21 protein-coding genes and 1 pseudogene are annotated in these 23,107 nt (G+C 69.6%); 16 read left to right on the forward strand and 6 right to left on the reverse strand.

Going from position 1 to position 23,107, the window contains the following annotated elements:
* Positions 1-22: 22 nt before the first annotated feature.
* The 3 genes from ACFWP7_RS29185 to ACFWP7_RS29195 all read right to left on the reverse strand — a co-directional run bounded on the left by ACFWP7_RS29185 (position 23) and on the right by ACFWP7_RS29195 (position 3,236).
* The gene (locus tag ACFWP7_RS29185; RefSeq protein ID WP_384387095.1) at positions 23-421 is read right to left on the reverse strand and encodes a RidA family protein; all 399 of its coding nucleotides are present in this window, start codon (positions 419-421) and stop codon (positions 23-25) included.
* 49 nt (positions 422-470) lie between these two features.
* Positions 471-2,054 carry an alpha/beta hydrolase gene (locus ACFWP7_RS29190; RefSeq protein WP_384387098.1) on the reverse strand — a complete coding sequence of 528 codons (1,584 nt, stop codon included), beginning with the start codon at positions 2,052-2,054 and terminating at the stop codon, positions 471-473.
* Between the two features lie 147 nt (positions 2,055-2,201).
* Entirely contained in the window at positions 2,202-3,236 is a 1,035-nt protein-coding gene (locus tag ACFWP7_RS29195; RefSeq protein WP_384387101.1) for an Rv2578c family radical SAM protein, read from the reverse strand.
* A gap of 172 nt (positions 3,237-3,408) precedes the next feature.
* On the opposite strand from ACFWP7_RS29195, the gene ACFWP7_RS29200 reads away from it, so the two are divergent.
* The 7 genes and pseudogenes from ACFWP7_RS29200 (at position 3,409) to ACFWP7_RS29230 (ending at position 12,068) form a co-directional block, all read left to right on the forward strand.
* The gene (locus tag ACFWP7_RS29200; RefSeq protein WP_384387104.1) at positions 3,409-3,852 is read left to right on the forward strand and encodes an SRPBCC family protein; all 444 of its coding nucleotides are present in this window, start codon (positions 3,409-3,411) and stop codon (positions 3,850-3,852) included.
* Between the two features lie 182 nt (positions 3,853-4,034).
* On the forward strand, positions 4,035-6,422 hold the full coding sequence (locus tag ACFWP7_RS29205) for an MFS transporter (RefSeq protein ID WP_384387107.1): 2,388 nt from the start codon (positions 4,035-4,037) through the stop codon (positions 6,420-6,422).
* A 140-nt stretch (positions 6,423-6,562) separates the two neighbouring features.
* Positions 6,563-9,028, forward strand: a complete 2,466-nt coding sequence (locus tag ACFWP7_RS29210; RefSeq protein WP_384387110.1) for a SpoIIE family protein phosphatase — start codon at positions 6,563-6,565, stop codon at positions 9,026-9,028.
* A 171-nt stretch (positions 9,029-9,199) separates the two neighbouring features.
* Positions 9,200-9,925, forward strand: a complete 726-nt coding sequence (locus ACFWP7_RS29215; RefSeq protein WP_384387112.1) for a class I SAM-dependent methyltransferase — start codon at positions 9,200-9,202, stop codon at positions 9,923-9,925.
* Between the two features lie 305 nt (positions 9,926-10,230).
* A complete protein-coding gene (locus ACFWP7_RS29220) occupies positions 10,231-10,956 on the forward strand; it encodes an IclR family transcriptional regulator (RefSeq protein ID WP_384387115.1) in 726 nt (241 codons plus the stop codon).
* 228 nt (positions 10,957-11,184) lie between these two features.
* Positions 11,185-11,493 (forward strand): annotated as a pseudogene (locus ACFWP7_RS29225) (SpvB/TcaC N-terminal domain-containing protein); the annotation flags it as partial.
* A gap of 146 nt (positions 11,494-11,639) precedes the next feature.
* A complete protein-coding gene (locus tag ACFWP7_RS29230) occupies positions 11,640-12,068 on the forward strand; it encodes a hypothetical protein (RefSeq protein ID WP_384387256.1) in 429 nt (142 codons plus the stop codon).
* A 117-nt stretch (positions 12,069-12,185) separates the two neighbouring features.
* On the opposite strand, the gene ACFWP7_RS29235 is transcribed toward ACFWP7_RS29230, so the two are convergent.
* On the reverse strand, positions 12,186-12,815 hold the full coding sequence (locus tag ACFWP7_RS29235) for a malonic semialdehyde reductase (protein ID WP_384387118.1): 630 nt from the start codon (positions 12,813-12,815) through the stop codon (positions 12,186-12,188).
* 128 nt (positions 12,816-12,943) lie between these two features.
* Positions 12,944-14,017, reverse strand: coding sequence for a VOC family protein (locus ACFWP7_RS29240; protein WP_384387121.1), 1,074 nt, complete (start codon positions 14,015-14,017; stop codon positions 12,944-12,946).
* Between ACFWP7_RS29240 and ACFWP7_RS29245 the strand changes: the two genes are divergently transcribed.
* Positions 13,994-14,503, forward strand: coding sequence for a TetR/AcrR family transcriptional regulator (locus ACFWP7_RS29245; RefSeq protein WP_384387124.1), 510 nt, complete (start codon positions 13,994-13,996; stop codon positions 14,501-14,503). The two genes, ACFWP7_RS29240 and ACFWP7_RS29245, sit on opposite strands and share 24 nt — an antisense overlap.
* A 25-nt stretch (positions 14,504-14,528) precedes the next feature.
* Here the strand turns inward: ACFWP7_RS29245 and ACFWP7_RS29250 are convergent, their stop codons facing one another.
* Positions 14,529-15,194, reverse strand: a complete 666-nt coding sequence (locus ACFWP7_RS29250; protein ID WP_384387127.1) for a TetR/AcrR family transcriptional regulator — start codon at positions 15,192-15,194, stop codon at positions 14,529-14,531.
* Between the two features lie 114 nt (positions 15,195-15,308).
* Between ACFWP7_RS29250 and ACFWP7_RS29255 the strand changes: the two genes are divergently transcribed.
* The 8 genes from ACFWP7_RS29255 to ACFWP7_RS29290 all read left to right on the forward strand — a co-directional run bounded on the left by ACFWP7_RS29255 (position 15,309) and on the right by ACFWP7_RS29290 (position 23,107).
* Positions 15,309-16,406 (forward strand): lipocalin-like domain-containing protein, encoded by a 1,098-nt coding sequence (locus ACFWP7_RS29255; protein ID WP_384387130.1) that lies wholly within the window; start codon positions 15,309-15,311, stop codon positions 16,404-16,406.
* A gap of 76 nt (positions 16,407-16,482) precedes the next feature.
* Complete coding sequence (locus ACFWP7_RS29260) at positions 16,483-16,908, forward strand: hypothetical protein (RefSeq protein WP_384387133.1); 426 nt, start codon at positions 16,483-16,485, stop codon at positions 16,906-16,908.
* A gap of 161 nt (positions 16,909-17,069) precedes the next feature.
* Positions 17,070-17,900 carry an ABC transporter ATP-binding protein gene (locus ACFWP7_RS29265; protein WP_384387136.1) on the forward strand — a complete coding sequence of 277 codons (831 nt, stop codon included), beginning with the start codon at positions 17,070-17,072 and terminating at the stop codon, positions 17,898-17,900.
* A gap of 15 nt (positions 17,901-17,915) precedes the next feature.
* Positions 17,916-18,770 (forward strand): ABC transporter permease, encoded by an 855-nt coding sequence (locus ACFWP7_RS29270; protein WP_384387139.1) that lies wholly within the window; start codon positions 17,916-17,918, stop codon positions 18,768-18,770.
* A 114-nt stretch (positions 18,771-18,884) separates the two neighbouring features.
* On the forward strand, positions 18,885-20,000 hold the full coding sequence (locus ACFWP7_RS29275; RefSeq protein WP_384387142.1) for an ABC transporter substrate-binding protein: 1,116 nt from the start codon (positions 18,885-18,887) through the stop codon (positions 19,998-20,000).
* Between the two features lie 52 nt (positions 20,001-20,052).
* Positions 20,053-21,114 carry an LLM class flavin-dependent oxidoreductase gene (locus ACFWP7_RS29280; RefSeq protein WP_384387145.1) on the forward strand — a complete coding sequence of 354 codons (1,062 nt, stop codon included), beginning with the start codon at positions 20,053-20,055 and terminating at the stop codon, positions 21,112-21,114.
* Positions 21,114-21,773: a cysteine hydrolase family protein gene (locus ACFWP7_RS29285; protein WP_384387147.1), complete on the forward strand. Its 660-nt coding sequence runs from the start codon at positions 21,114-21,116 to the stop codon at positions 21,771-21,773. The genes ACFWP7_RS29280 and ACFWP7_RS29285 overlap by 1 nt, the downstream gene beginning before the upstream one ends.
* Positions 21,770-23,107, forward strand: coding sequence for an NtaA/DmoA family FMN-dependent monooxygenase (locus ACFWP7_RS29290; RefSeq protein ID WP_384387150.1), 1,338 nt, complete (start codon positions 21,770-21,772; stop codon positions 23,105-23,107). The genes ACFWP7_RS29285 and ACFWP7_RS29290 overlap by 4 nt, the downstream gene beginning before the upstream one ends.

Consider the following 23,107-nt stretch of genomic DNA (forward strand, 5'->3'; position numbering starts at 1 on the left):
GGTGGTCGCGCGGTCTCCTCGATTACTCGGGGAGGACCGCGTACGCCTCGATCTCCATCAGGAACTCCGGGCGGACCAGCGCGGCGACCTGGACCGCCGACGCGGCCGGGAGGCGGTCCGCGGGTATGTGCGCGTCGCGGGCGGCGCGGATCGCGGACATGTGGGCCATGTCCGTGACGAAGAAGGTGAGTTTGACGACGTCGTCGAAGCCGGCACCGGCGGCGGCCAGGCAGCGGCGCAGGTTCTCGAAGACCTGGCGGGCCTGCGCATCCGGGTCGCCCTCGCCGACGAGTTTGCCGTCCTCGTCCAGGGCGAGCTGGCCCGAGACCGCCACGAAGCGGCCGGTGCCCATCACGACGTGGGTGTACGCGGCGGCGGGAGCGACCCCGTCGGGGGCGGGAATTCGTGTCAGCTCGCTCATGCGTCCATGGTGGACCATGGGTGTGACAACGCCCCCGACGGGCCGCCGCTCAGCCTCGGAAGCCGAGGAGGCCGTGCAGTGTCGAGCCGCGTGAAGTGGTGGATGCCGCCTTGGTGCCCAGCGGCTCCGGGTCGGGCAGCGTCTCACACACCGCGTCGACCTCACCGCCGCTGCGCGGCACCTTGCCGTCCGTCAGATACGCCGCCAGGTACTTGTCCAGGCAGGCGTTGCCGCTCAGCGAGATGCCGTGGTTCCCGCCGCCCTGCTCGACCACCAGGCTGGAGCCGCCCAGCAGGTTGTGGACGGTGACGCCGCCCTCGTACGGGGTGGCCGCGTCGTTCGTGGCCTGGAAGAGCAGCGCCGGCGGGATGGCGTCGTTGGCGACGTCGACCGGATAGAGCGAGTGCGTCGGCCAGAACGCGCACGGCGCGTTGTACCAGGCGTTGCTCCAGGCCATGAACGGCGCCTTCTCGTACACCGCCCAGTTGTCCTTGCGCCACTGGTTCCAGTCGCGCGGCCAGGCCGCGTCACGGCACTGCACCGAGGCGTAGACGCTGTAGCCGTTGTCACCGGCGGCGTCGATGGCGGCGAAGTCGTCGTAGGCCTCGACCAGCGGGTCCGCGTTCTTGTCGTTCACGTAGGCGGCGAACGCCTCGGCCAGGTAGGGCCAGTAGCCGTTGTAATAGCCGCCGGGGATGAAGGTGTCCTCCAGTTCGGAGGCGCCCACCTTCTTGTCCGCGGGCTTCTTGGCGAGCGCCGCGCGCATCGCGTACCACTTGGCCTCGATCTTGGCGGGGTCGGTGCCGAGCTTGTACGTGCTGTTGTACTTGGCGACCCAGGACATGAAGGCCAGATGGCGGTCGTTGAAGGCGTAGTCCTGGGTCAGGTTGTCGGCGTACCAGACACCGGTCGGGTCGACGATGGAGTCGAGGACCAGGCGTCGTACGCGGTCCGGGTAGAGCTTGGCGTAGACGGCGCCCAGGTAGGTGCCGTACGAGTACCCGAAGTAGTTGATCTGCCTGGCGCCGAGCGCGTGCCGGATCGCGTCCATGTCCTGGACCGCGCTCACCGTGTCGATGTAGGGCAGCAGCTTCGCGTACTTGGTGGCGCACGCCTTCGCGAAGGACTCGGCACGCGCGAGGTTGGCCTTTTCGAGCGCCGGGGTGCTGGGCACGGTGTCGGGGCGCACCGGGTCGAAGTACCCCGGCTTGCAGTCCAGGGCGGGCTTGCTGGCGCCGACGCCGCGCGGGTCGAAGCCGATGACGTCGTACTGCGCCGCCACCGCCTTGGGCAGCGCGGACGCGACGTACCCGGCGAGGGTGAGCCCGCTGCCGCCGGGGCCGCCGGGGTTCACCAGCAGTGGTCCCTGGTACGTCTTCGCGGTGTGCGGGACGCGCGAGAGCGCCAGGGTGATCCGCTCGCTGTACGGGTTGGAGTGGTCCAGCGGCACCTTCAAGGACGCGCATTGGAGGGTCGGATAGGCGGTCGTGCCGCACTTCTTCCAGCTGAGCTTCGCGGTCGGGGCGGTGCGCGGTGCGGTCGCGGAGCCGGAGCTCGCGTCGGCGGGGATCGACGTGATCATCCCTGCCACGACAGCGGCAGCACCGCACAGAGCGGCTGCGCGTTTGTTCATGGGGGGCCTCCCAGGACGGAGGATTCTGAGCCGTGCACGCCACGGCCTTCGCCGCATCGTCCCGGAAAGGGCGTCCGGAAGAACCCGTTCTGGCGAGACTTGACCCGATCGGGCCGCCGGATGCGCTCGGATGCGTCAGGGTCGCCCTCACAGGAGGGTGAGCTGAGTCGGCTCCGGCGTGGCCGGCTCGGGTGCGGCCGTGATCCTGCGCGGCATCCCCGCGCGCGAGGGACCGATGCCGTACTCCTGGGCCAGCTCGTGGACCTGACGGGTGATCCGCCGCTGGTACCACTTCGGAGCGTAGGAGCCCTCCGCGTACAGCCGCTCGTAACGGCGTACGAGATGCGGGTGATGCTGCTCCAGCCAGGCCATGAACCACTCGCGTGCGCCGGGCCGCAGATGCAGCACGAGCGGGGTCACGGACGTGGCGCCGGACGCGGCGATCGCCCGTACGGTGGCGCGCAGCTGCGCCGGGTCGTCGCCCAGGAAGGGGATTACCGGGGCCATCAGGACCCCGCAGCCGATGCCGTGGTCCGTCAGGGTGCGTACGACGTCCAGGCGACGCTCCGGCGCGGGCGTGCCCGGCTCGACGGTGCGCCACAGCTCGGGGTCGGTGAAGCCCACGGAGACGGAGATCCCGACGTCGGAGACTTCGGAGGCCTGCTTGAGAAGGTCGAGGTCGCGCAGGATCAGCGTGCCCTTGGTGAGGATCGAGAAGGGGTTCGCGTGGTCGCGCAGGGCGCCGATGATGCCGGGCATCAGCCGGTAGCGGCCCTCCGCCCGCTGGTAGCAGTCGACGTTGGTGCCCATCGCGATGTGCTCGCCTTGCCAGCGGCGTGAGCCGAGCTGGCGGCGCAGCAGGTCCGGCGCGTTGACCTTCACCACGATCTGGGAGTCGAAGTCGAGCCCTGAGTCGAGGTCAATATAGCTGTGGGTCTTGCGGGCGAAGCAGTACACACACGCGTGCGTGCAGCCCCGATAGGGGTTCACCGTCCATTCGAAGGGCATGCGGGAGGCCCCCGGCACCCGGTTCACGATCGACTTGGCCCGGATCTCGTGGAAGGTGATGCCCCGGAACTCCGGGGTGTCGAACGTACGGGTGGTCACCGCGTCCGCGCCGAACAGCGCGGCTTCCCTGGCGGGATTCCCTGTGGGGTCCGCTGTGAGGTTCTCCCAGCGCATGAGGCCTCCTCGGTAGCACTGACCACAGAATAGAACACATGTTCCCTTGATCGTGCGACCTGGTATGCGGCGATCCGTGCGGCGCCCTAGGGGCACCCCGATTTGGGCGGCCCGGCCGGGGGGTGGTTGGCTGGCCGCACATCCCGAGGAACCAAGTGCTGGAGGAAGTGCAATGGCGCAGGTCGAGGCGACGACGGAACGGGTCATCGCGGCGGACGCGGAGGCGGTGTTCGACGCTCTGGCCGACTACACCGGCACACGCGCGAAGCTGCTGCCCGAACACTTCAGCGAGTACGAGGTGCGCGAGGGCGGCGACGGCGAGGGCACCCTCGTCCACTGGAAGCTCCAGGCCACCAGCAAGCGCGTCCGCGACTGCCTGCTGGAGGTGAGCGAGCCCACCGACGGCGAGCTCGTCGAGAAGGACCGAAACTCCTCGATGGTCACCACCTGGCGTGTCACCCCCGCGGGCGAGGGCAAGTCGCGCGCCGTCGTCACCACCGTCTGGAACGGCGCGGGCGGCATCGGCGGCTTCTTCGAGAAGACCTTCGCGCCCAAGGGCCTCGGCCGGATCTACGAACTGGTGCTCACCAAGCTCGCCGCCGAGGTGGAGAAGTAGCCCGCAAAGGCGACTTCACGGGGTGCGCGGCCCAAGAGGCAGTTCTCCAGGGCGCGTTGTAGTCCTCACCAGTTCGAGTGGATCTCTGCGTCGCGGGGTGTTACGCCGTAACTCGTCGTGCTTGCCAGCAGTTGTCGCGTAAGCGGGAATTGTGCAGGTAGGTGCGACGAGGGGAGCGGTACGTGGGCGGGATCACTCTGGTGAAGGACGAACCGGCTGCCGCACCCCCGCAGGACCGCACGCCACCGGCCGTCGAGACCGGCCAACTGGGTCCACGCCAGATCCGGTTGGTCTTCCTCGGGCTCATGCTCGCGCTGCTGCTCGCGGCGCTGGAGCAGATGATCGTGGCCACCGCGCTCCCGAAGATCGTCGGTGAGCTGCACGGCCTGGACAAGATGTCCTGGGCGATCACCGCCTATCTGCTCACCTCCACCGTGGGACTCCCGATCTACGGCAAGCTCGGCGACCTCTTCGGCCGCAAGGGCGTCTTCCAGTTCGCGATCGTCATCTTCGTGATCGGCTCCGCGCTCGCCGGCTGGTCGCGCACCATGGACCAGCTGATCGCCTTCCGTGCACTCCAGGGCGTCGGAGCGGGCGGCCTCATGATCGGCGTGCAGGCGATCATCGCGGACATCGTGCCGCCGCGTGAACGAGGCCGCTTCATGGGCCTGATCGGCGCCGCTTTCGGCCTCGCCTCCGTGGCGGGCCCGCTCCTCGGCGGCTATTTCACCGACCACCTCTCCTGGCGGTGGTGCTTCTACATCAACGTGCCCTTCGGCCTGCTCACCCTGGCCGTCGTCACCGTCGTACTGAAACTGCCCAAACCCCGCACCAGAGCGCGCCTCGACGTGCCGGGCGCGCTGCTGCTCGCCGCCGCGTCGACCTGCCTCGTCCTGCTGACCAGCTGGGGCGGCACCGAGTACGCGTGGGACTCGCGGGTCATCCTGGGGCTCGGCGCGGGTGCGCTCGCCACGACGGTCCTCTTCCTCGTCGCCGAGCACTTCGCGGCCGAACCCCTCATCCCCCTGCGGCTGTTCAGGGACGGCGTCTTCAACATCACCGCCCTGGTGGGTCTGGTGGTCGGCGTCGCCCTGTTCGGCGCGGCGAGCTATCTGCCGACGTTCCTGCAGATGGTGGACGGGGCCTCGGCCACCGAGTCGGGGCTATTGATGCTTCCCATGATGGGCGGCATCGTCGGTGCGTCGGTCATCTCCGGGCAGCTCATCAGCAAGACCGGGCGCTACAAGGTCTATCCGATCCTCGGCGGCGCCCTCTCGGTCCTCGGCATGTGGCTGCTGTCCCGGCTCGAAGTCGACACACCCCGGCTGCACTACAGCATCTGGATGGCGGTGCTGGGCGCAGGAATCGGCATGGTGATGCCGGTGCTCGTCCTCGCCGTGCAGAACTCCGCGCGCCCGGCCGACCTCGGCACCGCGACCAGCGCCAACAACTACTTCCGGCAGATCGGCGGCAGCGTCGGCGCGGCCGTCTTCGGCACACTCTTCGCCAACCGGCTCGCCGACGAACTCGCCGACCGCCTCCCCGCGAGCGGCGGGACCGGTGTTCCGGACGCGGAGTCCCTCACCCCGCAGCTCGTCCACGCGATGCCGGCCGCCCTGCGCGACACCTACATCGGGGCGTACGCGGAAGCCATGCCGCGGATCTTCCTCTACCTGGTGCCGGTGCTCGTCCTCGGCCTGCTGATCGCCTTCTTCCTCAAGGAGAAACCGCTGGTGTCCCACAACGCCCCCGCCACCGACGCCGAGTCCGCACCGCTCACCCAGATCCCGCACGCCCGCGCCTCCTACGCCGCCGGGATCCCCGTCTGCGGCACGGTCCAGCACCCCGACGGCACCGTCGTGCCGCGCGCCGCGCTCACCCTCATCGACATCGCCGGGCAGCAGATCGGACGGGGCGCCAGCGGCGCGGACGGACGGTACGCGCTGTCCACGCCCGGATCGGGGTCGTACGTCCTGATCGCCGCGGCGGGAGGCCACCAGCCGCAGGCCGTCTCGGTGACCGTCGGCGAACGCCCCGTGGAGCTGGACGTCGTGCTCGGCGGGGCCGGACGGCTCGCCGGAAGCGTGCTGACCGCCGACGGCACCCCGGTGCGCGAGGCCATCGTCACCCTCACCAACGTCCACGGGGAGGTGGTCGCCACCACCCGCAGCGGGCGCGAAGGGGGCTATGTCATCACGGAGTTGGTGGCGGGCGAGTACACCCTCGCCGCCAGCGCGCCCGCCTTCCGCCCGGCCGCGCTCCCCGTCAGCGTGCAGGCCGCCCGCGAGACCCGCCAGGACGTCGAACTCGCGGGCGGCGCCGTGCTGCGCGGCACCGTGCGGGCCGGTGGCGGGCGCCCCGTCGAGGACGCGCGCGTGACACTCCTGGACGCCGCGGGCAACGTGGTGGACACGCTCACCACCGGCGCCGACGGAACGTTCCGGTTCGTCGATCTGTCCTCCGGCGAGTACACAGTCATCGCGGCGGGCTATCCGCCGGTGGCCACCGTGCTCCAGGTCGCCGGGGGTGGCAGGACGGAACGCGACCTGCAACTGGGGCACGAGGACTGACACATGGCGAAGCCCCCGGGGCGCCGGACCCTACTCGCGGGTTCAATTCGCGTATTGCCACACATCGCGACGGGCCATCGCCGTACGGTAGTGGGGGCGGCACAGATCTTCCGGAGCCGTGGGGAGAGAGGGCCTGGGCCATGGACCGTGGCACCGAAACGGGCGCAGCTCCCAGCCGCGGAGCTGGGGACGGCGCGGTGGAGCACGCTGCCGTCGGCCGGATCCCGCTGGCCGTGGTGGCCGTGGACCGTGACGGCCTGGTCTCGCACTGGAGCACCGGCGCCAGGCGCCTGTTCGGCGCTTCCAAGGAGGACGCGGTGGGTCGCCCCGCCGTCGATCTGCTCCCGGTCTCCGGCGCACTCCCCGAGGACGAGGAAACGGCGCCCTACGGGGCGTACGCGGCGTACGACGGACTCGGTCCCGACCTGGAGTCCTCCCTCGACGGGCGGCTCTCCTACCCGGCCGCCGGGCGCGCCCGGCTCACGGTGAGCGGCCGCGACCGGGTCGACGTGCTGTGGTGGGCGTACCCGCTGGTGGGGCCCGGACCGGAGCGACTGCTGGTGCTGGCGGCCGACGCGGGCGCGATGCGCCAAGAGGGCCACGACGACGACGGGGCGGCCGTCGAAAGCATTGCGCCCGGCTTCGCCCTGCACACCGACTTCCCCGGCGCCGAGGAGCTGGCCCGTGGGCTTCCCGAGATCCTGCCCAGCATGAGCGTAGGCGAGGGCGCCCGGATCGTCGCGCAGGTCCTCGAACTGGGCTATCCCGTCCTGGAGTTCAGCCAGAACGACCGGGTGCCCGTCACTCCGGACTGGGGCGTGCCCCGGCGTGCCGAGCGCAGGGCGCGCCGCGAGCGGGCCGCCCGGGCGGCGGCCACCGGCGAACCGCTGCCAACAGACGCCCGGGACGAGGGCGAGGACCTCGAATACGTCGCCGTACGCGAGCGCCTGGAGTTCCTCAACGAGGTCAGCGGGCGCATCGGCACCTCGCTCGACCTGGCGCGGACCATCCTCGAGGTCAGCCGTGCCGTGGTGCCGCGCTTCACCGATGTCGCGGGCACCTATCTGCGCGAACAGGTCGTCGCCGGTGAGGGCTTCCACGAAGGTGTGCCCGACACGACCACCATGTGGCACCGCGTCGCGCTGGAACACACGGACGAGCCGGGCCGCTGGGACGACGTCGTGCCGGTCGGTGAGGCCATGCCCTTCCCCGCGCACACGCCGTTCTTCCAGTGCATGACCACCGGTGAGCCCGTCCTCGTGCCGCGCATCAGCGAGCAGATGGGGCACATGATCGCCGCGCAGTTCGAGAAGCGCGACATCAGGCCGCTGATCACCCACCGCTCCATGCTGGTCGTCCCCCTGAAGGCCCGCAATGTGGTGCTCGGCTTCATGATCCTGCTGCGCCACCCGGAGCGGGTCGAGTTCAACGACATGGACCGCGTGACCGGCGCCGAACTGGCCGCCCGCGCGGGGCTCGTACTCGACAACGCGCGCATGTACACGTACCAGGAGAGCGTCGCCGACACCCTCCAGGACAGCATGCTGCCGCACATCGCGCCCCGGATGGCCGGCTGCGACATCGCCACCCGCTATCTGCCCGGCACACTCCTCGGCCGGGTCGGCGGCGACTGGTTCGACTCCGTGAAGCTGCCCGGGTCGCGGACCGCCCTGGTCGTCGGTGACGTGATGGGGCACGGTCTCAACTCCGCGGCGATGATGGGCCAGTTGCGCACCGCCGTCCAGACCATGGCCGCGCTCGACCTGCCGCCCGCCCAGCTCCTGCGCAACCTCGACGACCTCGCCCAGCGGCTCGGCGACAACTACCTCGCGACCTGCCTGTACGCCGTCTACGACCCCATCGCCGGCGAACTGCACATGGGCAACGCCGGCCACATCCCACCCGTCATCGTGCGCGCCGCGGACGGCCGCAGCGAGCTGCTCGACCTGCCGACGGGCGCGCCCATCGGAGTCGGCGGGGTGCCCTTCGAGGCGGTACGCGTGCGCGTGGAGCCCGGCGACCGGCTCGTGATGTGCACCGACGGACTGGTCGAGGTACGCGGCGAGGACATCGGCGTCGGCCTCGCCACGCTCTGCGAATCCGCCGCCCACCCGGCCGCATCCATGGACGACGCCTGTGACACCATCATCCGCGCACTCAACACCCGCGGCGGCCGCAAGGACGACGTGGCGCTGCTGATGGCCCGCCTGAACGGCATCGAACCCGCGGACGTCGCCGAATGGCGGTTCTCGCTCGACCCGGTCGAGGCGGGACGGGCACGCGCCGTGGTCCGCGAGCAGCTCCATCTGTGGGGGCTGGCCGCGCTCACCGACCCGGCCGAGCTGATGGCCGACGAGCTGGTCACCAATGCCGTACGGCATGCCCACAGCCGTCATATCGCGCTGCGCCTGGTGCGCGGCGAGACCCTGCTGTGCGAGGTGGACGACGACGACCACACGCTGCCGACCCTGCTCAGCGCCGGCCCTGACGACGAGTTCGGGCGCGGTCTGCGCGTCGTCAGCACGCTGGCCCGCGAGTGGGGGACGAGCCGTACGACCGCAGGCAAGACCGTGTGGTTCGAACTGACCCTCCCGCGACGTCGTTAGCCGCCCGGGCGGATCGGGGCGTGCGGGGCGGTCCGCAGGGCGCACGACGGCGTGCACTTGTCGAGTGAGCGTGAAGGAATGTGCCATGCGCTTGTGGCTGTAACCGGGGCGCGATAGACCGATCTGGCCCCGCCTCCTTGGCGGTCGGCGTCACAACCTGGGGAGTTGGGCATGAGTGTGACGAGTCGGTACAAAGAAGCCTGGGAGGGCTTCTGGCGCGAGGCTCCCGACGAACAGGGGGCGGTCTTCTGGGACGCGGAGCCCGTGCTGACCGCCGGCATCCATCTCGCCCGCTTCGAACCGCGCATGGTGGACTTCGAGTTGCCGCTGGTGGACCTGGGCTGTGGCAACGGCACCCAGACACGGTTCTTCGCCGAGCGGTTCACCCGGGTCGTCGGCGCCGACATCTCCTCCGCCGCGCTCGACCACGCACGCCGCGCCGATCCGGAGGGCACAGCCGAGTACCGGCTGCTCGACTCCGCAGAGAAGAGCGAGGTCGAGGAGCTCCACGCGGAACTGGGCGATGCCAACCTCTACATGAGGGGCGTGCTCCACCAGTGCGAGTCCGACGACCGGCAGAACCTGGTCGACGGCATCGCGACTCTCATCGGGGAACGCGGCCGGGCCTTCCTGGTCGAGCTGTCGGAGGCCGCGGGCCCCGTCCTGAGGGGGCTCGCCCAGAGCGTCGAGGGACCCCCGCCCAAGCTGCGGCCGGTGCTGGCGCACGGGATCGTCCCCGGCGAGGTGGCCGACGCGGCGGTGCCGGTATACCTGGGCGCGGCCGGTCTGACGGTGCTGGGGAGCGGTGAACTCCCGCTCATCACCACGGAGTACACGCCCGACGGAACGCGGATCGAACTGCCGTCGAAGTGGTACGTGGTGGGGCGTGCGGGCTGAAGGACCCACCTTCACGGGGCCGGCGTGTGCGGGCGTTGAAGGGCCCACCTTCGCCGGGCCGGCGTGTGTGGATCCTGTGGGCTCGGCGCGCCGACGTGCTCGGCCCCACCGGGCGGGAGACTCTTTGCTGTCGCCTTGCGCCGGTATCCAACCGGTTGGCTCGGGGCGACGTCCGGCCCTGATTCGGGTGGGGTAGGAACCATCCGAAAACGCCAGACTCTGCGACGTTTATTGGTACTTGGTCTCGTGGTGTGACCGCCCGGACCAGGACGGGGGTCCGACCGGTGACGAATACCGGGCGAGGAGTGCTTGAAGGCGCGTTCGCTCTGCTGAGCGCGCTCGAGGAGGCGGGTGAGGCGAGACTGACCGCGCTCGCCTCGCGCAGCGGGTTGCCGAAGAGCAGTGCCCATCGGCTACTTGACCAACTGGTCGCCCTGGGCGCGGTGGAGCGCTCATGGGGCGCCTACCGGATGGGCCCGCGGATCTTCCGGCTGGGCCGCGCCTGGCAGCCGTATCCAGGTCTGCAGGCCGCCTCGGCCGGGACCGTACGGTGGCTGGCGGAGACCACCGGCGCGACCGTGGCGATCTGTGTGCTGCACGAGGGCCGCACGATGGCGGCCGCCGGGCTGCCCGGTGAGGTCGCCGAACTGGCCCCCATGCGGCCGGGCGAGACCTGGCCGGCGATGACCGCCGCGGGCAAGGTGCTGTTGGCGGGCGCGCCGGCGGGGCTGCCACTCGACCCGTTGCCGGGCTCCTGGCGGCGGACCGCACAGGAGATCCGGGAGCGCGGCGCGGCCTTCGACCGGGAGGAGTTGGTCCCCGGGGTGGCCTGTGTGGCCGTTCCGTTGCGCGGGCAACGCGGCGAGCTGATCGCGTCGCTGGTCTCGATGGTGCCGACCGGCCGGAAGTTGGAGACGTTGGCGGAGACCCTGGCCCTGGCGTCCCGCGTGATCGAAGACGGCCTGCGTCGTGTTCCGCGTCAGGCCGCACGGCCGGTCACGCACGGGGCCGCCCTTCCTCGGGTGCGCTGAGGGGCTTTTTTGGGGCGCCGCGGACTGACCGGATGTCGGGCCGGCTCAAGGACAAGCCGGCCCGATGTCAAGGAAAAGCCGCCGCGTTGACCCCAAGGATGTACCCCCGTCCCACTGAGCGGAATGCTGTTCGGCACTCCCGACGGCCGCCGGCGATGGTTGAGTCCGGCCTCAAGGGCCAAGGGGAATCGGGGAGCCATGTCCGGAGACAACGCTGTCAGCGACCGTATGACCGAAGACACCGGGGGGTCCGGCGGCGCAGCCGCCACTCCCCGTACCCGGGACGAGCCCTCGCTTTCCCTGCCCAAAGCCGGCGGTTCCGTTCGGGGCGTGGGCGAGAAGTTCACGGCCAGTCCGGTCACCGGCACCGCGTCGGTGTCGGTGCCGGTGCCGGTCGCTCTGACGGAGGGACGTGGCGGTTTCGGGCCGAGTCTGGCGCTGTCCTACGACTCAGGGGCCGGGAACGGCCCGTTCGGGCTCGGCTGGACGGTCGAGGTGCCGTCCATCGGGCGCCGCACCGACAAGGGCGTGCCCCGCTATGTCGACGAGGCATACGGCGCGTATGGCTCGGAAGGCGACGCGGACGTCTTCCAACTGAGGCCTCCTGCGAGCGCTACGACCCGGCCACCGACGAGTGGCGCGCCGACACCGGCATGCCCTGGGGCCGCAGCTACCATCGCGCGGTGCTGCTGCCGTCCGGTGAGTGCCTGGTGGTCGCCGGCACCGACGACGCCGGTCTGGACGCCGGCTGCCAGAACGCGGTGCGCTACGACCCGGCCACCCGGTTGTGGGCCCCCACCGCCGGGATGATCAGCGGGCGTTGGGCCTTCGGCGCCATCGTGCGGGCGGACGGCCGGCTCCTCGTCGCGGGCGGTACCAATGACGTCACCCTCGACACCGGCTACCGCAACGCCGTCCTCTACGACCCGCTCACCCGAGCCTGGACCTGGTCCGCGAGCATGGCGGTACCCCGCTGGGACTTCGCCGCCACCGCTCTCCCCGACGGCCGCGTCCTCGTCGTGGGCGGCGCCGTCCGTAGCGGTGCGGCCGCCCAGGGGGCCGCCGAGGACGCTCTCACTGCGACCGCGGAGATCTTCGGCCCGCTGTCGTGAACGGCTCACGTGCCGGCCCGAGTCCCGGCCCGAGTCCCGGTCCGGGTGAGCGCGCGGAGTGCTTCCTTGCCGGGGCCGGGGGAACGAGATCCGGAAGCCCTCGGGCCGATCACCGGCTCAGGCCCACGTGATGACCTGCTCGTGTTCCAGCCGGGGGAGCCGCTGGAACCAGGGGCGCTCGCTGGGATGCCCGAGGTTGACCACCAGGGTCGACCGCAGACGTCCGTCGGGGAAGAACTCCGCGTCCAGCCCGGCGGCGTGGAAACCCTTCATCGGCCCGGCGGCCAGACCGAGTGCACGGACGGCGAGTATGAAGTAGCCCGCCTGGAGGGCGCTGTTGTAGTTGGCGACCGACTCCCGCTTTTCCGTGGCGGCCTCGAAGACCTCCCGGGCCTCGGGACGATAGGGGAGCAGCTCGGGGAGGTGCTCATGGAACCGGGTGTCGGCGGCCAGCACCGCGATGACGGGTGCCGAGGCGCTCTTGGGCCGATTGCTCTCGGCCAGGTGCTTCAGTACCCGGGCGCGGCCCTCCGGAGTGCGTAGGTACAGCACGCGCAGCGGCTGGCTGTTGGTCTCCGTGGGTGCCCACCGAGTCAGCTCCCAGATGCTGCGCAACTCCTCGTCGCCCACCGGAGTGTCGGCGAAGGAATTCGCCGTGCGTGCCTGGGTGAAGAGGGTGGCAAGCCCGGTCTCGTCGAGAGGGGAAAGGGGCTGCGGCAGGGTCTCTGCCAAGGGTGCGGACATCATCGCTCGCTTTCTTGACGGAACACCACGGTGCTGCCGTTGGATCCGTCCGGGCACGGACCAGCCACGCGGATCAACTCCCTTTCACTGAGCGGGGCTTGGTACGTCGCAGTCGTCTCGTCGCGCACAGGTCAGCCCAGCGGGCCCATGAAGGTCTGATCGGCGTAGGTGTCCGACAGGGGCGGCAGTGCTTCGGGCCAAGGGTTGGTGACAGCGCGGCGTTCGCTCTGCGGCCTGGGCCTTCCGTCCCACCCGATCTGCTCCATGTAGGAGTAGAGGCAGACCAGGTGACCGTCGGGGTCGCGCAGGTGGGCCGCGTAGTCGATGCCCAGATACAGCTCGGCCGGGACGTCGTCGACGAGGGTGTAGCCCTCCTCCACCAAATACCGTACGGCGGCGCGCAGTTGGCTGTAGCTGCCCACCTCCATGCCGATGCTCAGGCACGAGGTGTGTTCGCTCAGCCCGAGCCGGCCGCGCAGCGCCTTGTCCGCCAGGACGAAGGTGTGGTGCTCGCTCGCGCTGCGCAGGTGCACTATGCGCTTGCCGAGGTACTGCGCCTCTTCGGCGATCTGGAAGCCGAGCAGTTCGGTGTAGAACGCGAGCATCTCCTCCATCCGCTCGGTGAACATCGAGACCGGACCGAGGCGGGTGATCTTGAAGGGACGTGGGAGCAGGACGCCACCGACGTCGTACGTCTCTTTCAGGTGCGCCTCGGACGGGCTCCAGCCGGAGTCCGTGTCGATGTCGCGGTCAAGCGCCTCCTGGAGCTCGGCGGCCTCCGACATCTGGGGCAGCGAGGGCACCGTGTTGAAACCCCGGTAGTGCATCGCGGCCGGCCGGGATTTCCGTGACCAGCCGATCTGCTCCATGCCGTAGTAGAGCTCGACCGTGTTCCCGTCCGGATCGAGGAAGTAGACATGCCAGTTGCCGCCGGGCATGTCACGTCCGACGCGTCCGATCTCCACGCCGTGGGCGCGCAGGTACGCCTCGGCGTCGACGACCTCCCGCAGGCTGCCCACCTGCCAGGTGATCTGGCTGAGCGTGTTGTCCTTCGCGTGCAGGTCGTTGCCGAAGAAGGTGCCGAAGGTCCGGTGCGCCAGCAACAGGGCGTGGTGGTCGGCGGAGTTGCTGGTGAAGATGAGCCGGGGGTCGGTGACGACCTGCCGCACGGCCGCAAGCGCGTGCGGCGGCACCTCCTTGAACATGTCCACTACTACTACAAGGGCAAGCAGGAGCTGCTCGTCGCCATCCTGGATGAGGGGCTCGATACCTACTTCGAGGCTTGTGACGCCGCCTTGGCGGGCGTCGGGGACGACCCGGCGGAACGTCTGGAGGCGCTCGTCTCCGCGAGCGTACGGTTCCGTACGGACCACCCCGTCCAGAGCAGCATCGTCCTGACCGAGGGGCGCAGCCTGGAGCCCGAGCACCTCGAGCGCCACCGCAAGAACGAGGAGCGTGCATCGCAGCAGTTCAGGGAGGTCATCGACCGCGGGGCGGCCGAAGGGATCTTCCTCACGCCCTACCCTGACGACGCCCGTCGTGCCGTCATCGCCATGTGCAACGCCATCGCCCAGTGGTACCGGGCGGACGGTCCGGTGGATGTGGACGAACTCGTCGAGCGCTATGTGTCGTTGGCGCTGGTCGTCGTCGAGTACCGCCCGCGCACGGCGAGGCGACCGGCGCGGGGCTGACCGGCGTACGAAGGGCGCGTGGCTTCTACCGGTCGGCGGCCGGGTGGGCCGCCGTCAGGCCGGCGATGAGGATGTCGGCGACGGTTTCGGCGTGGCGGCGGACGGTCTCCTGGTCGGGATGTTCGGGTGCGCCGAGCAGCGTGGCCTCCACGGGGTTGGTGAAGAGCCCTCCGCCGCCCTGGCCCACCAGGTAGTGCAGCGTGCTGTAGGGGACGGGGCGGATGCGCCCTGCCTCGACGAGCCTGCCGAGCCGGCGCTCGATGCCTGGGCGCAGCGGATCGACGAAATGCTCCACGACGAACCGCACACGCGGGCTGTCGGTCGCACCCTCGTGGTTCATGATCCGTCCCACCTGCGGGCACGCGGCCGAGAACAGCACCAGTTCGACGACGGTATGCCGCAGCGCTTCCAGATCGTCCACCTCACCCGATTCGCCGATCGCGCGCAGTGTGCGCCGGGTGTTGGCCAGGGCATGCTCCATCGCCGCGAACCACAACTTCTCCTTGGAGCCGAAGCGCGCGGTGAGCAGGGCGTGGCTCACGTCGAGGCGCCGGGCGAGCTCGCGTACGGAGGTCCCGTCGTAGCCCTTCTCGGCGAAGGCCTCCAGGGCGCCCTGGAGCAGCGTGGACGGGTCGGGTTCGTCGCCGACGTGGGGGCGGCCGCGCCTCCTGGAGAGCTTCGGCTGGGTCACTACTTGCCTCGTTTGTCCGATTCGAGCGGTGGATGCATACTCGGAGAGGTAAATATCCGCCTGGTAATTTCCTCCCAGGGTGACACCCTCACCACCCAAGGATTCGGTGATCTCGTGTTCCGCCACAACTCCGCCGTACAGCCCGCCCGCCTGGCCGGCACGCCCGAGGACTACGCGCGCCTGGGCATCGAACCTCACGCGGTCAAGCCGTTCGAGGACGGTATGCGCACCGACGGCCTGCCCGGATCCTTCGAGTGGTGGTACTTCGACGCGCACCTCGCGGACGGAGCGAAACTGGTGGTGGTCTTCTTCACCAAGGACGCCGTCAACGGCCTCGGCACACAGTTGGCTCCGCAGATCCGCATCGACCTGACGCTGCCCGACGGCACCACGACGGCCAAGCTCGCCGAACTCGACCCGAAGACCTTCTCGGCGTCATCCACGTCCTGCGATGTGCGCATCGGTGAGAACCACTTCGCCGGCGACCTGCACACGTACACGATCAAGGCCCGTATCGAGGAGGTCTCGGTCGAGGTCACGCTGACCGGCGAGGTGCCCGCCTGGCGTCCGGAGACCGGGTACTGGCTCTTCGGTGCCGACGACGAGCGTTACTTCGCCTGGCTCCCCTCGGTCCCCCAGGGGCACGTCGAGGCGACCTACAGCGTCGGCGGCGACAGTCACACCACCACCGGCGTCGGCTACCACGACCACAACTGGGGCAACGCCTCCATGGTCGACCTCATGCACCACTGGTACTGGGCACGCGGCGCGGCGGGCCCCTACTCGGTGATCGCCTCGTACATCACCGCACATGAGCGCTACGGGTACGCCGAACTGCCCGTGTTCATGCTGGCCCGCGACGGGAAGCTCATCGCCGACGACGCCACCAAGGTCACCTTCGAACAACTCGGCCGCTACACCGACACCGAGACCGGCAAGCCGGTGGACAACGTCACCCGCTACACCTACACAGCCGACGACGAACGCTATGTCGTCACCTTCAGCCGCCACTTCGACATCGCCGGCGAGAAGTTCGTCGACCAGCTCAAGGGGCCGAAGAAGGCCGCCGCGAAACTGGTCGGCTTCGACGGCGCCTACCTGCGCTTCGCCGGAGAGCTCCGGATCGAGCACTTTCGGGGTGCGGAGCTCGTGGACGTGCACAGCGAGGACGCGCTGTGGGAGCTCATGTACTTCGGCAAGGCCCGCCCCTGAACCGGGTCGGTGCGGACGGCCCCGGCTCCAACGGCGTGAAACATGCGGGAAACGGGTGCTTCCTACACTCCGGCACATGCACCTGACAGTCCTTGACGCCCCCACCGAGTGGAGCCGGTTCGCCGAGGGTTCCATCGAACGCAGGATGCTGCTCGCCCTCGGCGAACGGCTCGGTACGCCGATCCGTCCGAGGCCGCTCATGCTGCCCGACGGCAACCGCGTGGAGGTCGAGGGGATCGACGCCGCGGGCCGCCTGCTGGTCCAACTGGTCGGCAATCAGGGCGCCTACAAACCCGCCTACCGCAACAAGGTCATGGCGGACATGTTCAAGCTGCTCTGGCTGCGCGACTCCGTGCCGACGGCCGAGCGTACGGTGCTGCTGGTCACCGAGCTGATCGTGCAGGCGCTCGGTGGCTGGGTGGCACTCGCGGCGGCGGATCTCGGGATCGAGATCTACGTCTTCGACGGCAGCACGGTCGCCGCTCTGCGACGTCGAACGTAAAGTCCGCGAAACACACAGCGGCAGTGAGCCGAAACAGAAGGCTCCTACGGTCGAGGGCACCAAAGCGGATTTCCGCGTGACAGTCCCCCGCACTCGCCACGCACGCTCTCCGACTTCCAGGATCGGGCCCACGTGCTCGCGACATGGATGGGAGCGTGAAGGTGTCTGGTACGCCAGCGCTTGAACTGCGGTCGGTGCACCGGGTCTACGGATTCGGGTCGTCCGCGACCAATGCCCTCGACGATGTCCAACTGTCCGTGCAGCCGGGCCGTTTCGTCAGCCTCATCGGCCCCAGCGGCTGCGGCAAGTCGACACTGCTGCGCCTCGTCGCCGGCCTTGAGCAGCCCGACCGCGGAGAGGTCCGGGTGCACGGCGTCCCGCCCGCGGATGCCTGCGCCGCCAAGATGATCGGTCTGGTGCCGCAGAGCCCGGCGTTGCTGCCCTGGCTGTCCGTGCTCCGCAATGTCACGCTGCCGCAGAAGATCAACAAAGGTGCCGCCAGACGCCGCGAACGCATCGCCGACCTCGTCGAGCGGAAGACCGCGCCGTCCGCCCCCGACATGCGGGAACTCCTGGTCAAGGCGGGGCTGGGCGAGGCCATGCACAAGCTCCCGGCACAGTTGTCCGGCGGCATGCGGCAGCGCGCCGCGATCGTACGCGCCTTCGGCCTGCGGCCCGATGTCCTCGTCATGGACGAGCCCTTCTCCGCGCTCGACGAATTCACTCGCGAGAGCCTGCAAGACCAACTCCTCAATCTCTGGGACGAGTTGAAGACGACGGTCCTGTTCGTCACGCACTCCGTCTCCGAGGCTGTCCGGCTCTCCGACACCGTGGTCGTCATGGCCCCGAGCCCCGGCCGCATCGTGGAGAGCATCGACATCGACCTGCCACGGCCGCGCGGCGAACGCCTCTTCGGGGAGCATCGCTTCCACGAGTACGAGGACCTGGTCAGAGAGCGGCTGCGCCATGCCTGGCACGCCGAAGCCGCGTGAGCGGGGGGCGAGGAGATGACCGTAGCCGAGGAACGCACCACCCCGGCCCGGGAGATGGAGCCGCGCGTCGAACCGTCGCGCTTCAGCCTCAGCCACCCGAGATCCCGGATCGCGTGGATCCGCCCGGTGGTCTGGCTGCCGCTGCCGGTGATGCTGGTGGTCCTCGCCGCTCTCTGGAAGTGGGGAGCCGAGGAACTGCCGTATCTGCTGCCGCCGTTGTCGGACATCGGCAGGTCGCTCGTCACGGAGTTCGGCTACTACGTCGACAACGTCATGGTCACCCTGGGCGAGGCGGCGGCCGGCCTCGCGATGGGGTTCGTCGCCGCGTTCGTCCTCGCGGTGCTGACCAGTGAACTCCCGCTGGTGCGCCGGGCGGTCATGCCGATCGCGGTCGTCCTCAACGTCACCCCGCTGGTGGCGATCGCTCCGGCGCTGGTCGTGGCCTTCGGTTTCGGCCCGCTGCCCAAGCTCATCATCGCCGGCCTGATCTGCTTCTTCCCGATCCTCATCAACACCGCGGCCGGTCTGCGGTCCGTACCCCAGCAGGTGCTGCAGGTGTACCAGACGATGCGCGCCGGGCGCGTCGAGCTGCTGTGGCACGTGCGCATTCCCCACGCGTTGCCGTTCCTGTTCGCGGCGCTGCGTATCGTCTTCCCGCTGTCGATCGTCGGCGCGGTGGTGGCCGAGATGTCGGCGGCGGGGGCGACCGGCGGCCTCGGCACCGCCATCAGCGTGGCCTCGTCGATGAACCAGCTGGCGGTTGTATACGCATCGATCCTCGTCCTCGCGGTCATGGGCGTGCTGCTGCTGCTCGTCGTGACGCTGGTCGAACGCCGCGTGCTCCATTGGCACGACAGCGCCCACAACTGACTCGCCCTCACATCGCCCTCGCTCGGCCCGTGACCCGCGAAGGCCGGGCGCTCGGCGACCCATGCCCTCATTCCCACCCCCTCCCCGGCGGTCAACGCCAGTTTGGAGCCACCCATGCGGCACCGCCTCATCAGATCCGGGCTCGCTTCGCTCGCCGCCGTCGCGCTGACGGCCGGTGTCGCGGGTTGCGGCGCGGACTCCGGCGACAGCACCTCGACGGGCTCGGAGGGCTCCGCCATATCGGCCGAGCGCTGCGCCGAGAACAAGGCCGCCGGCAAGATCACCTACCTGTCTGGCTACCAGTACCAGTCGTCCGCGTCCATCCTCGAATACATCGCCGCGAGCAAGCTCGGCTACTTCAAGGACCTCTGCCTCGACGTCACCCTGCAACCCGGCTCCGGTGACACGGCACAGAACACCAAGCTGCTCGCCAGTGGCAAGGCGACGGTGGGCCCGGTCTCCGAGCAGGACGTCATCCAGGCCCGGGCCAACGGGATCGACATCACGGGCATCTCCTCGTACTCGGACGCCGGCCTCGACATCCTCATGACGAACAAGGACATCACCGACCTGACCCAGCTCGACGGCAAGGTCGTCGGCCACAAGGGCTACGTTCCCGCCGCCGTCGAGGCGATGATGGTCAAGGCCGGCGTCAAGTGGAGCTCGCTCAAGCTGGTCAAGCAGGGCTACGACCCTTCCGTACTGCCGCGCAAGCAGGGCGGCCTCGAAGCGCTCACGGGATTCGTCTCGAACGAGCCCAACCAGCTCAAGGCGGCCGGTGACGACGTCACCGTGTGGAAGCCGATCGACTACGACGTGCCCAGCTCGCTCGGCGCGATGGCGGTGAACCCGGCGTTCGCCAAGGCGCACCCGAACACCGTCGAGGACATCCTGCGCGCCGCGCTGTACGCGTACGACTACTGCTCCGCCAGTGAGGCGCACATCAGCGAATGCGTCGGCTACGCGGCCCAGTTGTCCGGCCCGACGTACGACAAGAAACTGAACGCGACCATCTGGAAGACCGAGACGCAGGTGGTCAAGGACAACCCGACCCCGGGACAGCCGCTGGGCGGCGTCGACCCGGACAACGTCGCCGAACTCGTCGACATGCTGCACCAGTTCGAGATCGTGCCGAGCAGCGTGACCGCTGCCAAGGCCAAGGGGTGGTTCGACACCTCCTTCGTCAGCGCGATCTACACCGGCGACAAGCTCGTCTGGCCTGCGCCATAGAGACCTGGAGCCGTGGAAATTCCCCTGAAAGAGCCGTAGAAAGGCCCGCAACGTGCCCGCGAAAGAGTACGGAATATTCCTCCCCATCGGGAACGGCGGATGGATGCTGTCCACGACCGCACCGCATCCCGAGGCGACCTACGCGTTCAACAGGCGCGCCGCCCTGCACGCGGAGACCATCGGCCTGGACTTCATCATGTCGATGGCGAAGTGGCGCGGGTTCGGCGGCAGCACCGACCACTGGGGGCGCTCGCTCGAATCGATGACGATGATGGCGGCCCTCGCGGAGGCGACCAGCCGGGTCAAGATCTGGGCGACCCTGCACGCGAACATCCACAACCCCGCCCTCGCGGCGAAGATGTTCACCACCCTCCAGGACATCTCCGGCGGCCGCGCGGGCATGAACATCGTGAACGGCTCCTACGCCGGGGAGTTCGAGCAATTCGGGCACTGGGACCCGGAGTTGACCCACCAGGACCGCTACCGGATGACCGAGCTGTGGACGGAGGCGGTCACCCGGCTGTGGACCGAGCACTCGGTCACCATGCGCACCCCGTACTTCGACCTCGTCGACTGCGAGTCCCGCCCGCATCCGGCCACCCGGCCGACCCTCATCAGCGCGGGGCGGTCCGAGGACGCCCGCCGCTTCCAGGCCAGATTCGCCGACGGCGCCTTCCTCGCCGCCGACAGCCTCGACGAGATGCGGACGCTCTCCGCCGACGTCCACGCGCGGGCGAAGGCCAACGGCCGTGTCTGCAAGACGTATTCGATGCTCACCGTCGTGCAGGACGACACCGACGAGCTGGCCGTCAAGAAGGTGAAGGAGTGGGGCGCGGGCGTCGACCGAGAGGCCCTCGCCCATATGCGCCACACCTGGGGTGTGCCCGAGGACCAGGCCCGTGCGTGGGCCGCCGGCGCCGACGGGGAGGCGGCCTTCCAGACCCCGTACGTCGCCGGTTCGGCCCGGACGGTCACCGAGCACATCGAGTACATCGTGCGGGAGGCCGACCTGGACGGACTCATGCTGATCTTCCCGGAGTACGACGAGGACATGCTGCTGTTCGGTGAGACCGTGCTGCCCGCCCTCCGTGCCCGCGACGAGGTGGCGGCCTGATGTCCGACCTCCGCGACAGACAACTCGCCCACCTCGCCCGGACCGGCAGCAGGCCCGCGCTCGTCGTGGTCGACGTACAGCGGGACTTCGCCGATCCGGAGCGCCTGGCGGGATACGGCCTGACGGATGCCGCGCTGGCCGTACTCGAACGGGTGGTCACCCGAATCGGCGAACTCGTCGACGCCGCACGCGCGGCCCAAGTGCCCGTCGTCTGGGTCGAGTTGGGCAGCGACCCGGCGCGGCCCTGGCGGTCGAGCAATTGGCTGCGCGGGGGCGACTACGACGCGCCCACCAGCCCGGACGAGCCGTGCCTCATCGGAACGCCCGGCGCCGAGTGGTACCAAATGCAGCCGGCCGAGGGCGAGCTGCGCGTGGTCAAGCGCGGCTACAGCGGCTTCCTCGGCACCGATCTCGAGGCTGGACTACGTGCGGCAGGGTGCGACTGGCTCACCGTCGTGGGCCTGACGAGCGAGTGCTGCGTGTACGCGACCGCCCAGGACGCCGCCCAACTGGACTGGCCCGTCGTCGTACCGCAGGACACGACAGCCGCCTACGACCACCACGTCAACGCCGCCGCCCTGTTCCAGCTGGGACTCAACGTGGCCCTGCTCAGCGAGGCCGACGAGGTAGTCGAGCTCTGGAAGAAGGCCGCACTGTGACCGGCATCCACATCGGCTACGACCTCTCCTTCACCCACACCGAGGGCGCCTGGGCGCGCCAGGGCTCGTGGGTCGGGCGGGACTTCCCGGACGTACGCATGTACATGGAACTGGCGCAGACCGCTGAACGGGCGGGCGTCGGCATGCTGTTCTTCGGCGACGGCAGCGGCATACCCAGCACCTGGCGGGGGAGCATCGCGCCGGCCGTGGAGTGGGGCATCCAGTGGCCGCGCCACGACATGTCGCCGGTGATCGCGGCGATGTCCACGGTGACGGAGCGGATCGGCTTCGGACTGACGTACTCCTCGACCTTCATGCATCCCTTCTACGTCGCCCGGCTGCTGAACTCGCTCGATCATGTGACCGGCGGCCGTATCGCCTTCAACGTGGTCGCCTCGACGCGCGGCGCGGACGCGGCGAACTACGGCTTCGCCGAGCTGATGGACCACGATCTGCGCTACGAGCGGATGGAGGAGTTCGTCGCGGTCTGCCGGGCGTTGTGGGACTCCGTGGCGCCGGACGCCATCGTCCGCGACCGGAGCACGGGCAAGTTCGCCGACCCGGCGAAGGTCCACCCCATCGATCACCGCGGGCGCTTCTTCACCGTCAAGGGCCCGCTCGCGTCCGTACCCGGGCCGCAGTACCACCCGCTCATCGTCCAGGCGGGCAACTCCCCCCGGGGCATCGCCGCTTCGGCCCGGTTCGCCGACCTCGTCTTCGGATTCGGCGGCAATCTCGCCGGCCAGCAGCGCCACCGCAAGCTGCTCGACGAGGCGCTCCTCGCCGAGGGTCGGGACCCGGCGCACGTGGGCATCCTCTGGGCGACCCAGGTGATCGTCGGCCGGACGAGGGCCGAGGCGCTGGCGCACCGCGACTCGGTGCTCGACTTCTGGAGCGAGGAAGCCGTCGCCACCTACCTTTCGCACAACGCCGGTTACGACCTCTCGACGCTTCCGGAGTCCTTCCGGCTTGGCGAGTTGCGTGACGAGATCGCGGCGGCCAACGCGAGTCCCGCGGGGCTCGTCGGTTCGCTCATCGCGGAGTTCGGCGAGGAACACACCATGAGCCGCGGGGAGTTCTTCGCGCACGGCCGCAGGAGGGCGACGGGCCTTGACCACGGCGTCGTCGGCGACCCCGGCACCGTCGCCGACGCGTTGGAGGAGAACTTCGCCGAGACCGGATCTCGCGGCGGCTTCATGTTCTCCAGCCCGCTGGCCATGCCCTCCGGTTTCGCCGGGATCAGCGAACTGCTGCTGCCCGAACTGCGCCGCCGCGGTGCGCTCGCGCCGACGTACTCCGGTGCCACCACACTGCGCGAGAACCTGGCGGTGTGA

It is taken from the genome of Streptomyces sp. NPDC058470 (genome assembly GCF_042721055.1).
In the GTDB taxonomy this organism is placed as follows: Bacteria; Actinomycetota; Actinomycetes; order Streptomycetales; family Streptomycetaceae; genus Streptomyces.